This window comes from Aquimarina macrocephali (assembly GCF_051627225.1).
Classification (GTDB): domain Bacteria; phylum Bacteroidota; class Bacteroidia; order Flavobacteriales; family Flavobacteriaceae; genus Aquimarina; species Aquimarina macrocephali.
This window is the reverse complement of the sequence record NZ_CP151795.1, coordinates 3,799,717-3,815,002: the sequence shown is the minus strand read 5'-3', so window position 1 is coordinate 3,815,002 and position 15,286 is coordinate 3,799,717. Positions and strand designations below refer to the sequence as shown.

Annotated in this window: 9 protein-coding genes; 7 read left to right on the top strand and 2 right to left on the bottom strand. The window is 34.8% G+C overall.

Annotated features, from left to right (window positions below):
• Positions 1-11 precede the first annotated feature (11 nt).
• From AAFU52_RS16545 to AAFU52_RS16515, 7 genes are all read left to right on the top strand, one after another.
• Positions 12-398 carry a hypothetical protein gene (locus AAFU52_RS16545; RefSeq protein WP_438422693.1) on the top strand — a complete coding sequence of 129 codons (387 nt, stop codon included), beginning with the start codon at positions 12-14 and terminating at the stop codon, positions 396-398.
• A gap of 333 nt (positions 399-731) precedes the next feature.
• Positions 732-3,065 (top strand): TonB-dependent receptor, encoded by a 2,334-nt coding sequence (locus tag AAFU52_RS16540; RefSeq protein WP_438422691.1) that lies wholly within the window; start codon positions 732-734, stop codon positions 3,063-3,065.
• A 52-nt stretch (positions 3,066-3,117) separates the two neighbouring features.
• Positions 3,118-4,359, top strand: a complete 1,242-nt coding sequence (locus AAFU52_RS16535) for a PepSY-associated TM helix domain-containing protein (RefSeq protein ID WP_438422689.1) — start codon at positions 3,118-3,120, stop codon at positions 4,357-4,359.
• Between the two features lie 193 nt (positions 4,360-4,552).
• The gene (locus AAFU52_RS16530) at positions 4,553-4,987 is read left to right on the top strand and encodes a hypothetical protein (protein ID WP_035091618.1); all 435 of its coding nucleotides are present in this window, start codon (positions 4,553-4,555) and stop codon (positions 4,985-4,987) included.
• A 69-nt stretch (positions 4,988-5,056) separates the two neighbouring features.
• Positions 5,057-5,881, top strand: a complete 825-nt coding sequence (locus AAFU52_RS16525; protein WP_438422687.1) for an OmpA family protein — start codon at positions 5,057-5,059, stop codon at positions 5,879-5,881.
• A 202-nt stretch (positions 5,882-6,083) separates the two neighbouring features.
• A complete protein-coding gene (locus AAFU52_RS16520; protein ID WP_438422686.1) occupies positions 6,084-7,037 on the top strand; it encodes a bifunctional helix-turn-helix transcriptional regulator/GNAT family N-acetyltransferase in 954 nt (317 codons plus the stop codon).
• A gap of 435 nt (positions 7,038-7,472) precedes the next feature.
• Positions 7,473-7,919: a hypothetical protein gene (locus AAFU52_RS16515; protein ID WP_438422685.1), complete on the top strand. Its 447-nt coding sequence runs from the start codon at positions 7,473-7,475 to the stop codon at positions 7,917-7,919.
• Positions 7,920-8,007: 88 nt separating this feature from the next.
• On the opposite strand, the gene AAFU52_RS16510 is transcribed toward AAFU52_RS16515, so the two are convergent.
• Together AAFU52_RS16510 and AAFU52_RS16505 are read right to left on the bottom strand one after the other, a co-directional pair.
• Positions 8,008-11,505, bottom strand: coding sequence for an Ig-like domain-containing protein (locus tag AAFU52_RS16510; protein WP_438422684.1), 3,498 nt, complete (start codon positions 11,503-11,505; stop codon positions 8,008-8,010).
• A gap of 218 nt (positions 11,506-11,723) precedes the next feature.
• Positions 11,724-15,095, bottom strand: a complete 3,372-nt coding sequence (locus tag AAFU52_RS16505) for an Ig-like domain-containing protein (protein ID WP_438422682.1) — start codon at positions 15,093-15,095, stop codon at positions 11,724-11,726.
• Positions 15,096-15,286 lie beyond the last annotated feature (191 nt).

The window sequence follows — 15,286 nt, the reverse complement described above, 5'->3', positions numbered from 1 at the left end:
TATGCATACTGATGAGAATTTTATTCTCCATACTATTATTTGCTTCTTTTGCCATACGCCCTGCTATGGAAATCAGTACTGTACTCTACTACCAACTTAATATTGATACTATTGTAGAAAAATATTGTGTAAATAAAGAACGCCCTCGTCTTAATTGTAATGGTAAGTGTTATTTAATGAGCCAAATGAAGGCTAAGACACAACCATCGAAAGAAAATTCTGATACAACCATCATTACAGAAGCTTTTATTCCTCTATTTTTTCAGGAAAACACAATACAAATAAAAAACACAAATCCTTTTGTTTCAGAACATACTCAAAATTGGAAATTAAAAAATTGCTATTTAAAAACTATTTCTAAAGATATTGATCACCCTCCTGAGTACCTCTTTTCTTAATTACATAACATATTTTGAATTTAATTTTTGAATAGATCATCGGTTCTTATTCAAAAATTACTATTACAAAAAATTCAACATTTTTTAATATCAAAAAGATGATATCTCCTGGTATCGACGCTTAGATTTTTAGTTGAATATACTCATAATAGGATTCAAAAATCATCAGCCCAAATACTTGGGCAAAGAAAAAATCAAACTCTTTGTCAAGTCTTGTATGAAAAGGTTTTTGAGTTCAAATTATTTGTTTTCGACTTACCGCACTTTAAATTATAGTGTTCTAAGTGATCCCACATAATAGGAAGAAATCATCATTGCAACTCATTATATACAATGAAAAACATATTAGTTTATGCTGTTACTCTATGTTTAGGAGTATACGGTTATACACAACAATCATATAAAGGAAAAATAGTAGACAGTGCCAATCATCCATTATCGGGAGCAACTATTATCGAATCTAATAGTACCACTAATGGAGTAATGAGTGACTCGGAAGGGGTTTTTAAAATCACACTAGAAAATTCTACAGAAGTCACTATCAGTTTTCTGGGATATATCTCCAAAAAAGTAAGTTTAACAGATGCTTTTAATACCATTAAATTAACAGAAGATAATGTAGCTTTAGAAGAAGTTTTGGTTACCTCTGCCAGTAGAGAAGTTCAAAAACGTTCTGAGGTACCTGGATCTATTGCTTCAATACATACACAAGCTATTGCAGAAACCAAAGCTTTTGGTATTGATCAATTGGTAAATCAGGTGCCAGGAGTATTCATGTCTACTTCCAGATCAGCAAGTAATGAACAACATTTTATGGCTGTTCGTACTCCTATTTCTACAAAAGCGTTATTCTTATACCTCGAAGATGGTATTCAAATTCGACCTACATCGGTATTTAATCACAATGCTTTATTAGAGATGAACAACACCTCTTTTGGTCGTGTTGAAGTATTAAAAGGTCCGGCTTCTAGTATTTATGGTAGCGAAGCAATCGGAGGTAGTTTTAATTTTATTACCAAAAACCCAACAGAAAAACTTGGCGGTAGTGTTGGGTTTCAAATCAATGACTTAGGACTAACTCGATATGAATTCGAAATTTCTGATCAAACCAGTGAAAAATTCGGTTTTTATCTGGGAAGTCATCATGTACAGCGTGAAGATGGTCCCATAGAACATAGTGATTATGAAAAGTTAGCTGTTACTTTTAAAACAGTGTATGATATTACCGAAACCGCAAGATGGACAACTGTTTTCGATCTTATAGATTATCGATCCGACATGTCGGGTTCTCTTAGTGAATCCAACTACAATGAAGGAAATTATGAAAGTGATCAAACCTTTACCGAAAGAGAAGCAATTACATTTAGAGCCAGGACTACTCTGGACAAATTTTGGAGCAATACTAATAAGACTTCATTCAATTTTATTGTTAGAAACAATCGAATGGATCAAATTCCTTCTTACAGAATACGGCAATTTAGAAATCAAGGGCAATTAACAGGATTAGGATCGGGAGAAGTAAACTCTAACCAGTTTAAAAGTTTTGTAGGATTGATTCAACATAAATTAGATTTCAACTTTGCTAATTCTTCTTTAATTATTGGTACTACAGCAGATTATTCCCCACAAGATTATGTAGCAGAGACCATACAAGTTGTTGTTGATCCCGAAACGGGAAGAAATCTGGAATACGCTGTTAATTCCAGAGATTTTATCCTTAATTATAAAGCTAATATATTTAATTATGCGGGCTTTTTCCAATATGAGATATCGCCTATCGATGCCTTAAAAATCACTGCGGCATTACGCTATGATGGTTTTGAATATGATTATGACAATCAAGTTGAAACTACAGGCGTAAATGACGCTGTCGATAATTTTAATAATCTAACTCCTAAGTTAGGTCTCAATTATAATTTTAATACAAAAACCGGAATGTATGCAAACTATTCGCAAGGGTTTGCACCACCACAGGTTTCTACATTGTATCGCAACCGAAATGAACTACTAGGTATAAAACCAAGTCGTTATCATAATTACGAAGTTGGAGGTTATTTTACTATTCCTTCAAAATTAAAATTAGATGCTGCTATTTATCTTCTCGAAGGGCAAAACACCTTAATTACCTTACGAGATACAGATGATAACTTTTTTAGCACCAACGCTGGTAAAACAAGATCATATGGTATCGAATATGGTATAACCTGGATCCCTATAGCAGGGTTATCGGTAACTCATAATGGTAGTTACGCCCAGCATCGCTATGTAGAGTTTTTTGATAGAGGAATTGACTATTCTGATACCGACAGAGAAACAGCTCCTAATCTATTGGGAACTTCTTTAATTACATATCGTAAGAAGTATGAAAACAGTTTTGGATTTAGCTTAACGGCAGAACACGAATTGGTAGGTAAATACAATACCAGTTTCGAAGATCAGATAGATAATGAAAATGGAACTTTTGATACTGCAACCTATGACGGACACTCTGTTTTTAATCTTAGAGCTACCATTCAATATAAAGATTTTGAAGTATGGGGTCATGCGCTTAACATTTTTGATGAGTTGTATGCAGCGAGAGCTTCATTTAATAGATTTAGAGGAGAAAATAGTTTCACAATTGGTAATCCAAGAGCTTTCCATCTTGGAGTGAAGTATAACTTCTAATAACCAGCCCTCACAGGTTTTAAAACCTGTGAGGGCCAATTTCAACTAAGAAATGAAAAAAAATAAAAAATTAAATCAATGGCTTTGGAAATGGCATTTTATTGCTGGATTAATATCGCTTCCGTTTATAATTGTACTTTCTATAACCGGCGGGATATATTTATTCAAAGCAGATTACGAGGCCTCGAAGCAAAAGCAGATTAAAGAGGTTATTGTACAAGGAGCTCCTATTTCTCTTCAGGAACAATGGGGAATCGCAAACAAAAATGCTATTAAAAAACCCAATACAATGGTTTTAACTTCTACTACCAATCAGGCAACCGAATTTATATCAGGGCGTTTTGGTGGAAAAAGTAGTGTATACGTAAATCCATATTCAGGTGATATTTCCGGAGAAATTATTACTCGGGATACAAATATGTTTAAAATTAGAAAACTACACGGCGAATTACTAATGGGTACATTTGGCACCAAAATCGTTGAGCTTATCGCTAGTTGGATGGTAGTTCTCATACTTACCGGGTTATACGTTTGGTGGCCCGAACGTGGCCGGAAAATAAAAGGTGTTTTTATACCCAGAACAAACCAGGGAAAGAGAATATTCTTTAGAGATGTGCATTCTATTACCGGGATTTGGATTTCTGGATTATTACTTCTCATTTTAGCCGGTGGTTTTCCCTGGACAGATGTGGTTGGCAAAAATTTTAAAGACCTTCAAAGAATAACCAATACAGGCTACCCAACTACATGGAAAGGACATCAATTGCAATCAAAAGACAAAGGAGATGCGTTAACATTAGATCAAATGGTAGCCAAAGCAGAAGCACTTCACCTTCCGGGAACAGTACTAGTTCACTTTCCAAAAGGACCAAAAAGTATTTTTAGCGTATCTAATTTAAACCCATCAAACCTAGATACTCAAAAAAAGATTCACTTTGATCAATATTCTGGTAGGCAAATATTATCTAATAATTGGAACGATGTAGGGGTCTTAATGCGTGGTCGAATGTGGGTCATGGCATTTCATCAAGGAGAGTTTGGAGCCTGGAGTTGGTGGTTGATGTTACTAACTGCAATAGCATTAACTATAATGAGCATCTCTGCTTTGGTTTCTTATATAATGCGAAAACGTAAAGGGGATTGGGGAGTTCCAAAAGTGCCTGTGACTTTCAAAATCGGATATGGAGTCATCGCACTAATAGGAATCTTAGCTATCGTATTTCCGCTATTCGGAATAAGTCTTCTTTTGATCATTGGTACAGAATATCTAACAAAAAAAATCAAGAAATCTTAATCTAATGTATATGTTAACTTTTATTCTAATCACAGCAATTTCATTTTGCCTACTTTGTATCATTATACAAATGCATAAAATGAATAAAATCGGACAACAATACAAAGCGGCTAAACTTCATAAGAAAAAGGAAAAACAATATCTTTGAAACGTTTAGACTAGCAACAAAACAAAAACTTAAAAAATTACAATTATGAAATTATCATTTTTATACGCAACTTCATTACTATTATTAGTATTTACATCCTGTAATCAACTTTCTAAAGAAGAACAAGAATTTGATGTTCTCATGCAAAAAGTAATTGATGTGCATGATGAAGTTATGCCAAAAATGGGCGAAATGAGTAGCCTTATAAAAGATCTAGAAACTAAAATTGATACCACTGCTCAAGGGAAATCATATGCAAAAGCACAACAAGAAGTAAAAGATGCCTATGATTTTATGATGACCTGGATGAGTGATTTTAGTGATAAATTTCCTCATGAAGAAGAAGGTAGCAAAACAGATCCTGAAAAGGTATCTTCGCAAATAAAATTGCTTAAGGAAGAAGAAATTAAAGTGAATTCATTAAAGGATCAAATCAATTCTAGTATTAAAAATGCAAAGCAACTATTAGAAAAGTCATAACGACCAGTTGCCATGTTATTTATAAAAATGTTTTACTTTAGCAATTGCAACAAATCATATTAAAGATCGATGAAAAAAATTATTTTATTTGTTTGTGTATTGTCTATTTCGACTTTGTCTATTCATGCACAGAAAAAAAAGGACCTTCTTGAAGAAATAAATAAGCTAAGAAAGGAATTAAAAACTACCGAAGCTGAGTTAAATGATTCTCGTAAAAAAGAAAAAGCAACATTAACTCAGGTTGAAACAATGGAGATACAAGTAAAAGATCTAAAAGAGACCAATGCTTCTCTTTTGACCAACATGAGTAGTTTTACCCAATTATCTAATCAGAAAGCTAAGAACTTAGAAACTTCTCTTGAAAGTCTTCAGGAAAAAGATAAACAGATTAAGACGATAAACGATGCTATTGGTAAAACCGATTCTACCAAATTGGCAACGTTAACAGTTTTAAAAAATGCTCTTGGTAGTGATGCTAATATTGCCGTACAAAATGGAGCTGTGTTAATTACTTTGGCCAATACATTGCTGTTTGGTGAAGATGATAATAATTGTGTTATTGAAGATAAAGCAAAAGGTGTCTTGGAAAAGATAGCAAATGCTTTAAATGCGAAACCTGATTTAAAAATCATTGTCGAGGGAAATAGCAATGCAATTAATTTTAAAGATAAAAGTATTAGCGATAATTGGGATCTTAGTACCAAGCAAGCTGCATCGGTAGTAAGAACTCTACAAAATGATTTTAAAGTGGATCCAAAAAGAATGGATGTTCTGGGAAAAAGCGAATATGGTTCGCAAAGTATAGAAACTGCTACCAGAATTATAATTGATCCAAAATTTGATGAGTTCTATGGACTTGTTAAAGAAAACATGAAAAACGGATCCAAAAAGTAAAAATATTTCTATTTTTTATAAAAGAAACCCGGTCCATTCGATCGGGTTTTTTAGTAAAATAAACTACAAACAAAATATAAGGTTTCAAACTGCTTTATAGTACTTTACCTCTATCACAATATCTTCGGAAAAGTGAATTTATTTTGAAAAAAGAAAGTAAATCATTATATTTACGTAACTGATTACGTAATTAATTATGCAAATGAATTTTTTTGACAATATTGGTATAATAGCAATTGGCACCAGGCTTAGAATGTTAAGCGAAAAGATGACAGAAGATGCTACGAAAATTTATGAAATGTATGATGTGGATTTAAAGCCAAAATGGTTTCCTGTGTTTTATGTTTTGTCTCAGAATAGCGAGAAATCTATTACTGCAATAGCCAATGAAATTGGTCACTCTCACCCCTCTGTAAGCAAAATTGTTCGGGAGATGGTTAAAGAACAAATTTTATGCGAAAAGAAAGATAAAAATGACAGGAGAAAAAATAATATCGAACTGGCTCCCAAAGGCCGGCAGATAGCAAATCATATTAAAGATCAATATACCGATGTACAAAAAGCTGTAGAGGTTACCTTAAATCAAAGCAGGCATAATATGTGGCATGCTATTGAAGAATTTGAATTTCTTTTGGATCAAAAATCAATGTTTCATCGTGTAAAAGAAGAAAAGAAACTTAGAGAAATAAAGAAAGTTGAAATTGTTCCTTATGAGGACAAATATAGAATTCCATTCAAAAACCTCAATGAAGAATGGATCACTACTTTTTTTAAGATGGAAGAAACGGATCGTAAATCTCTGGATCAACCAAAAGAATACATTTTGGATAAAGGAGGTGAGATATTAGTTGCATTATACGAGAAAGAACCTGTTGGTGTATGTGCCTTAATAAAAATGGAAGATCCCCATTACGATTTTGAACTTGCTAAAATGGCTGTTTCTCCACAGGCAAAAGGTAAAGGTATAGGTTGGTTATTAGGGAAAGCTATAATCAAAAAAGCGCAATCATTAAATGCTCAAAAAATATATTTAGAAAGTAATACCGTATTAAAACCTGCCATTAACCTGTATCATAAACTGGGATTTAACAAAGTGGTAGGGCATTCAACTCCATATGAGCGATGTAATATCCAAATGGAATTGATATTAGACTAAAATATGGCTATAATCTCGGCGTTGGCAGGAGTTGAATCTAAAATCCTTTCATAATGGATTTGTTTACTTGTTTTACCTCAGCTCCTCCACGCCGAATCATAGCCTGATATTTCTTTAGAATATTCAATTCAGATTTTAAAAATAATAATTTGAATCCGTATTCCCATTCAGAAATTAAAGATTTGAATACACCGAATATATCATATAGGTAAGAAAAACAATAATTACAGAACCATTATTCTACAAATAGAAGTGTCAATTTCTTTGGAAAACCAATACATTTCAAAAATGTTTATAGAAATAAAACCAGCTATCTTATCACATATAATTTATTTAAAACCAATATTTTAACACCATCACAAAAGTTAATCCAGTTCTTTTTTTCTCATCATTTTTTTGTAACTTAATAAGATACTGATTTAAAACCTCTCAATCATGAAAACCTTAGTACTGATTCTATTAGGGGTGTGCTTTTTTTCTGCCGTTACACATCAGAATAAAGCTACCGTTACTGAGCCTTATAACCTTGAAGGTGTTTGGGAACTTAAACATCAATTTCTTTATGAAGACAATCAAATAAGCGATACTATCTTAAATCAAAATGGATATCGCCAGGTAAAGATGTACAGCAAAGAAAAAGTGATGTGGACCCGGTTTGATCCAAAAGACAAAAACGAATGGTTTGGCTATGGTACCTATACAATTAAGGATGGTATCCTTGAAGAACGCTTAGAATATGCTTCAGGACCAATGATGAAAATCGTAGACACTATTCAAGTTTTTAGATTTGAACTAATGATGGATTCTAACTCTTATCAACAAATTAATATCGATAAAAATGGGCAATATACACTTGCCGAAAACTATAGAAGAATTGAGTAAATCCTTTTCAAAAAAATTAAATCAAAAATAATGGAGTCCAGATATCTGGACTCCATTTTAAGTAGTACACTTAGAAAATTAAAATAAATTACTCTCTAATTATTTTACCTGTTGTTTTGTTTTTGGAAACTGAAATCGTATAAAAATACATTCCCGATTCTAGTTCACCTATATCAAAACTCTTCACACTTTCTCCTTTTTGAAGCCTGTCATTTTGAAAATTGTAAACTTCAACTCCATTAGTATTAAATATCTGGAATCTGAAATAATCAGAACCTGATTTAGAAATAGAACCATCTAAGGCAACATTAATTATATTTCCAGAAATAGGATTAGGAAATACTTTTCCTACACTACTTTGCGTATTAGTTACAGCAGTTCTGGCACCTAATCCATCCAAGTATGCTCTATGACTTGAAGAGAAGGTAGAATTATTTACCAAATCCCAATTTATAGACCAGGTCATTAAACCTCTAAAACTAGGATATGTAGAACTGGTTGTATAGGTTCTTCCAGGATAAGAGGTTCCTTTAATCAAATAATCCAGTGCTTGTTGTACAACAGCTTCAGAAGTATATCCGCTTCCTGCTGCTTGTGTAGTAGCAGGTAATCCAATAGCAACCTGATCTGCTCTAAGACCAGGGAATGTAAGCCCCGTTTGAGCAACTGGGAAACCTGTAATTAACATTTCTGCCATCGCCACATGAAAATCTGCAGTAGCTGGCTGGTATATTTTTCCATCTCCCCCAAACATAGAACCTGTATTATAGTGCTGTACATGAATATAATCCATTTCATTACGTAATGCATGAATTACAGGTAAATATGCTCCAAAAATTCCAGAATAATTTCCATAGGCACCTTGTACATATGCTGTTTCCGGAGCCATACTTAATATAAATCTATTTGCACCAATATTGGTTCTAATTGCTTTTGTTGCAGCAATAAGATTCTTAATCTTTGTTGTAGTCGGATTCCTGAAATCTGAATCCCCGCTACCTAATGAAAGAGAACTTCCTTCTAAATCTATATCCAACCCATTAAAACCATAAGTATTGATAATATTGGTCATAGAACTTATGAATAAATTCTTTTCAGTATCATTATTTAATTCTACTCTGGCATTGGCGCCTCCTATAGAAATTAGTACTTTCTGTCCTCTACTTTTTACAGTAGCAACATCATCTATAAAAGCTTGAGTGTTTCCATTATAAATACTATATGGACTAAATTGCATATCAGAAGTACTTCCTCCTTTAGGCTCTGCAAATGCAATACAAATCACATCCCAGTCTCTGGATACTTCACTCAGTCTTGGAGTGGTAGATCCATTATCAAAATTATGCCAGTACCCTACCAATATTTTTCCTGGCAAGTTATTATTTCCACCATCTACTCTTTTTCTTACAGTAACAACTTCTGAAGTGGTTTGGTTATTCTCATTATCAGTTGCTACGGCAGTTAGAGAGTAACTTGCGGATTGTGCATTGGAAATTGTAAAAGAATACGGATTAGTAGTATCTTCTCCTAGTTTTGCAGTTCCATCAAAGAATTCTACTTTAGTAACAGTTCCATCATCAGTTGCTGTAGCATTAACAACAACAGAACTACCAGCAGTATATGTTGCTCCATTTGAAGGAGATGTGATATTTACTACAGGAGAGCCTCCTGTTCCTCCTCCGCAATCGCCTGTTTTTGACCAGGCATCCTGCCAATGAGCTCCAGTACCAGGTGCATAAGCCCATCCTGCTGCTGAAGAACACCATCCCGGAATATTACATTTAAATTTTTCGCCTTCATTTTGTACTTCCTGATCTTTGCTATACGAAGTACCTGCTACATATTGTGGTAATCCTTCGCAATTACCATTTCCTCCTGGGGTAGTAACCGAAATTGATACTACAGAAGAAGTTGCAGTAGCTCCACTATTATCAGTAGCTTTGGCAGTCAACGTATAATTTCCTATAGACGCATTAGAAATTGTATATCCATAAGGGCTAGAAGTATCTTCTCCTAATTTTGTAGCTCCATTATAAAATTCAACTTTAGAAATAGTTCCGTCACTATCAGAAGCATTTGCAGCGATAGAAACTGAAGCCCCTTCATTAAAAGAATCATTATTATTTGGAGAAGTAATTGCAACCGTTGGAGGAGAGTTATTAATCCCATTGACCGTAATGTTTATTACAGAAGATGTGGTTGATGCTCCTTGGTTATCGGTTGCTTTGGTAGTTAGTACATAATTTCCTGCAGAAACATTTTGCCAAACATATTCATAAGGGCTAGAAGTATCTTCTCCTAGTTTTGTACTACCGTTATAGAATTCAACTTTGGATACTGTACCATCTGCATCTGCTGCATTAGCAGTTATTGTTACAGACGCTCCTTCTTGAAATGAGCTATTATCGCTTGGTGAAGTAGTACTTACAGTAGGACTCGCATTAGGAGTACCGCCACCGCAATTACCTGTTTTTGACCATGCATCTTGCCAATGAGCTCCTGTACCAGGTGCATATGCCCAAGCCGCTGCAGAAGAACACCATCCTGGAATATTACATGTAAATTTTTCTCCTTCATTTTGTACTTCCTGATCTTTGCTATAAGAAGTTCCTGCTACATATTGTGATATTCCTGCACAGTTTCCTCCTCCGGTATCAGGAAGTGTAGTTGCAGTTGTGGTATTACTAAAACCAGATTGATTATTTGCAGCATCCTTCGCTTTTACTCTAAAAGAATACGAGGTGTTTGCTGTTAATCCAGTTACTTGATATGAAGTGCCAGTTACGGTAGCAACGACAGTATTTCCTTGGTATATATCATATCCCGTTACAGCTACATTATCGGTAGCAGCATTCCAGGCAAGATCGGCTGTAGTTTGTGTAGCATTTGATGCCCCTAAACCAGTAGGGGTAGAAGGTGTCTCTGTATCAGTACCTCCTCCATCAAAATTGATGTCACTAGTCGAATAAAATGCCTCTGGACTGTCTGACCTTTGCCAAATACTATAAATAACATGTCTACCTGTTCTAGCAGGAAGTGTTACCGGAATATTAACAATCCTTTCGGGTGCACTAGGAGATGTTCGTACCAAAAGTTCAAGACTATCCCAGGTTAATGGTTGATCAGGTGTCCAGCTTGCTTTGGTTATATAAACTTCATAATAAGCAGTTGCATGAGGAGCATGATTTGTCCAAGTAACTGTAAATGGGCCTGGAGAAACTTGTGTCGACACCCAATCAGATCTAACTTGATCCATGCCTCCATATTTATCAGGCCTGCCACCACTAGCCAGGTTTCCATCCATCACATATTGCTGATGATTACCATTAGCATTAGCTTGATTAATTTCACTCCAATCATATAATGGCTGCGTGCCATGAGAGGCTACTGCTGCAACACAAGCAGCAGAATCTGGGCTTTCGGGGTTTTCCTGAAAACAATTCCAAACACGACTTGGCGGGTATGTTACTGTGCCATGGGGGAAAACAGATAGAAATACTGTTAGAAATAAGGTCGTACAAATTAACTGCCTCCATGAGCAATTAATTGTAATAAAGTTTACTGAGTTTGTTCTTTTTTTAAACATGGTTTTAGTAGTATTTAAGTGTTATATTGAAATATACAAGCACTCGAATTGACGAATTTTGAGATTCAAAAACATCAATACGCACAATGGGTTGATAAATAGTATTCTATTCAACCCATCAAAAAATCTGTAATCGTAATTTATATAATAAGATTCTTAATAGTAACCATAAAAGGGTAGAAGAAACTCCCTTTTATGGTTTCAAAAACTATTTTAAATTAATTTGATACTTTCATCTTACCATATTCCTTTTCATTTCCTATAGTAATCGTATATAAGTACAGACCAGACTTTAAAGAACTAATATTAAATGTTTTACCATTCCGTCCATTCATCACATTATTTTCAAAATCTAATAATGTAGCTCCGCTAAGGGAATGTACTTCAAATCTAAAATTAGAGTTAGACTTTCCAGAATTTATCATCACATTTATGATACCATTTTCAGTAGGATTCGGAAATACTCTAACCGCAGAATTTCTTACTGCACAATCTCCTGTTTTAGACCAAGCTAATTGCCAATGAGCTCCTGTACCAGGTGCGTAAGCCCATCCTGCTGCTGAAGAGCACCATCCTGGAACATTACATTTAAACTTTTCGCCTTCATTTTGGACTTCCTGATCTTTGCTATATGAAGTACCCGCAGCATATTGTGGTAATCCTCCACAATTACCATTTCCAACTGCAGTTACCGAAATTGATATCGCAGAAGAAGTTGAAGTAGCTCCACCATTATCAGTAGCTTTAGCCGTCAACGTATAATTTCCTACAGATGCGTTAGAAATTGTATATGCATAAGGACTACTAGTATCTTCTCCCAGTTTTGTAGCTCCATTATAAAATTCAACTTTAGAAATAGTTCCGTCACTATCAGAAGCATTTGCAGCGATAGAAACTGAAGTCCCTTCAGTAAAAGAATCATTATTATTTGGAGAAGTAATTGCAACTGTTGGAGGAGTGTTATTAACCCCATTAACTGTAATGTTTATTACAGAAGATGTGGTCGATGCTCCTTGGTTATCGGTTGCTTTGGTAGTTAGTACATAATTTCCTGCAGAAACATTTTGCCAAACATATTCGTAAGGGCTAGAAGTATCTTCTCCTAGTTTTGTACTACCGTTATAAAATTCAACTTTGGATACTGTACCATCTGCATCTGCTGCATTAGCAGTTATTGTTACAGATGCTCCTTCTTGAAATGAGCTATTATCGCTTGGTGAAGTAATACTTACTGTAGGACTCGCATTAGGAGTACCGCCACCGCAATCACCTGTTTTTGACCATGCATCTTGCCAATGAGCTCCCGTACCAGGTGCATATGCCCAAGCTGCTGCAGAAGAACACCATCCCGGAACATTACATTTAAATTTTCCGCCTTCGTTTTGTACTTCCTGATCTTTGCTATATGAAGTACCTGCAGTATATTGTGGTATATTGGTACATCCTCCTGTATCACTAGTAACTGTTATAGAAATAGTAGTAGAAGTTGTCGTTGCATTCTCATTATCTGTTGCTTTGGCAGTTAATGTATAATCACCTGCTAGTGCATTAGAAATTGTATACCCATAAGGGCTGCTGGTATCTTCTCCTAATTTTGTGGTTCCGTTATAAAACTCGACTTTAGAGATCGTTCCATCACTATCTGATGCATTAGCTGTTATAGCTATTGATACTCCCGCTGTAAACGAATCGTTATTATTAGGTGAAGTAATATTTACTGTTGGTGGTGTATTTGTACTATTACCAACAGATATAGAAACGGCAGAAGAAGTCGTACTAGCATTACCATTATCTGTTGCTCTGGCCGTTATTGTATAACTCCCGGCAGGAACATTAGACCACGAATACTCGTATGGTGATGTAGTGTCTTCTCCTAATTTTGTGGTTCCATTATAGAATTCAACTTTAGAGATGGTTCCATCACTATCTGCTGCATTAGCTGTTATAGCTATTGTTGCGCCTTCGGCAAAAGTAGAATTATTAGCTGGTGCTGTTATACTAACAGTAGGAGAAACATTTCCTCCTGTACCGCCATTGGCAAATACTTCATTTATTTTGTTAACTAATGGAGATTTCACATTTGACCATCTTTTAAGTTTTCTACCAAAAGAAGTAGCTGTACCTCCAAGTTCCAAGTCGCCATAAACTGTCCATACTATAGTCCCGGCAAGCCCATTATCATTAATAAATTGAGCTTTAATAGCAATAGATTCTTCATCATCATAGCTTAAAAAATATTTACCATTTACCAAATAAGGAACCTTAGCTTCATTATCCCATTTTCTGGTCCAACCACTATTAGGAGATAAGGCTTTTTGTTTGATAAAAAAATAATTAGGAGTACCATCATACACTTCTTTTGGCCAATTTGTATAATCTGCAGCGGTTTGTATTGGTCCATCGGGTTGTACAGTTTCTGATCGTTTTACTGTTGTTGCATTAAGATCAGCTGTTCCTTCTGTTACTACACCTCTACCATAGAATGGAGCTCCAAAACATATTTTGTTTTTAGGAACACCTACTTCAACAAGTTTTTCTAATGTAGATTGCCAGTTAAAGAAAGGTACTTCTGCTCCTGTATACGGATATACTGGTGCATTATGTCCTGCTTTATTAGACCAACCACCATTATAGTCATAAGTCATCATGTTAAAATAATCCATATTAGCAGCAACTCCAGACCAATTAAATCCATCCAGTTTTCTTGGATCTGCAGCCATAGCCGATGTAATTAATTTTGAAGGTCCTATAGCATTACGAATTTCTTGTAGTAAAGATTCAAAATTCGCGAAATCTGCCTGACTACCTGTAAAATTCATTCCTGAAAATGGTCCTGGATATTCCCAGTCTAAATCAATTCCGTCGAAACCAATATTGATTAATCTTTTACAGTCTTCAATAAATTTTGCTCTTTTTACAGGATCGGCAGCCATCTCTGGGAAATGTTTACACATACTCCATCCACCTATAGATGCCATTACTTTTACTCCTTTTTGGTGGGCAAGATCTAATAATCCTAGTGCTCCATTTTCTTTTTTAAGAGGTAATGGCAATCCACCACTTAATCCCCAGACAGGATGTGTCCATGTACTAGCCCCTACTTCTACTTGAAAGCCTTGAGCTTCTGCGCGTGCTTTTATATCAGCATTTACATAGTTTACATATTCTAACTCCCCGAATAAGAGGTGTAAATCCCAGCTACTATATAAGTCTGTAAAAAACAGATCTGCTGGTGCTTGTGTTGCTCCATCCTGATAAATATTTTTATTTCTGTGATCTCCACTATGTAATGAACCATCTCTGGCTACTCCAAAAAATGAATAGTTAAGAATCGTGTATTTAGAATAATCAATATTAAGATGAGTCAAAGCTCCCGGAGCAGGAACTCCAGCTGTGGTGGTTTTCCATGCATCCCAGTTAGTTATATAGCCAATAACTTGTTTTTGATGATCAGAAGTCGTAGCGCTCCCTCCAGTGTTCACTTGTGCAAAAGCAATGCTCGAAATGCACATAAAGATCAAAAGCAAAGACGTTTTCAAATGCAATTTTTGAAAACACCAGGCTTTAAAAGTTTGGTTTAATTTTCTCATAATTTTTACCTTTAGTTATAAATGGTTTGTGTTATTATTTACGAAAACGATGTAGTTTTCAATGAAAAAGTAGAAATAACTAAGGGTTTAAAAAAACTAATTAGCTGAATGACTTAAAATTGTAGATTTTCAGAAGGAAAACGGGAATAAGATGCAAATTGATTATATTCTATAATTTCTATAGGTAAAAG

Excerpts from the sequence above, each read along its gene's own strand:
- AAFU52_RS16545 (WP_438422693.1), top strand. The coding sequence starts at position 12 with ATGAGAATTTTATTCTCCATACTATTATTTGCTTCTTTTGCCATACGC.
- AAFU52_RS16540 (WP_438422691.1), top strand. The coding sequence starts at position 732 with ATGAAAAACATATTAGTTTATGCTGTTACTCTATGTTTAGGAGTATAC.
- AAFU52_RS16535 (WP_438422689.1), top strand. The coding sequence starts at position 3,118 with ATGAAAAAAAATAAAAAATTAAATCAATGGCTTTGGAAATGGCATTTT.
- AAFU52_RS16530 (WP_035091618.1), top strand. The coding sequence starts at position 4,553 with ATGAAATTATCATTTTTATACGCAACTTCATTACTATTATTAGTATTT.
- AAFU52_RS16525 (WP_438422687.1), top strand. The coding sequence starts at position 5,057 with ATGAAAAAAATTATTTTATTTGTTTGTGTATTGTCTATTTCGACTTTG.
- AAFU52_RS16520 (WP_438422686.1), top strand. The coding sequence starts at position 6,084 with ATGAATTTTTTTGACAATATTGGTATAATAGCAATTGGCACCAGGCTT.
- AAFU52_RS16515 (WP_438422685.1), top strand. The coding sequence starts at position 7,473 with ATGAAAACCTTAGTACTGATTCTATTAGGGGTGTGCTTTTTTTCTGCC.
- AAFU52_RS16510 (WP_438422684.1), bottom strand. The coding sequence starts at position 11,505 with ATGTTTAAAAAAAGAACAAACTCAGTAAACTTTATTACAATTAATTGC.
- AAFU52_RS16505 (WP_438422682.1), bottom strand. The coding sequence starts at position 15,095 with ATGAGAAAATTAAACCAAACTTTTAAAGCCTGGTGTTTTCAAAAATTG.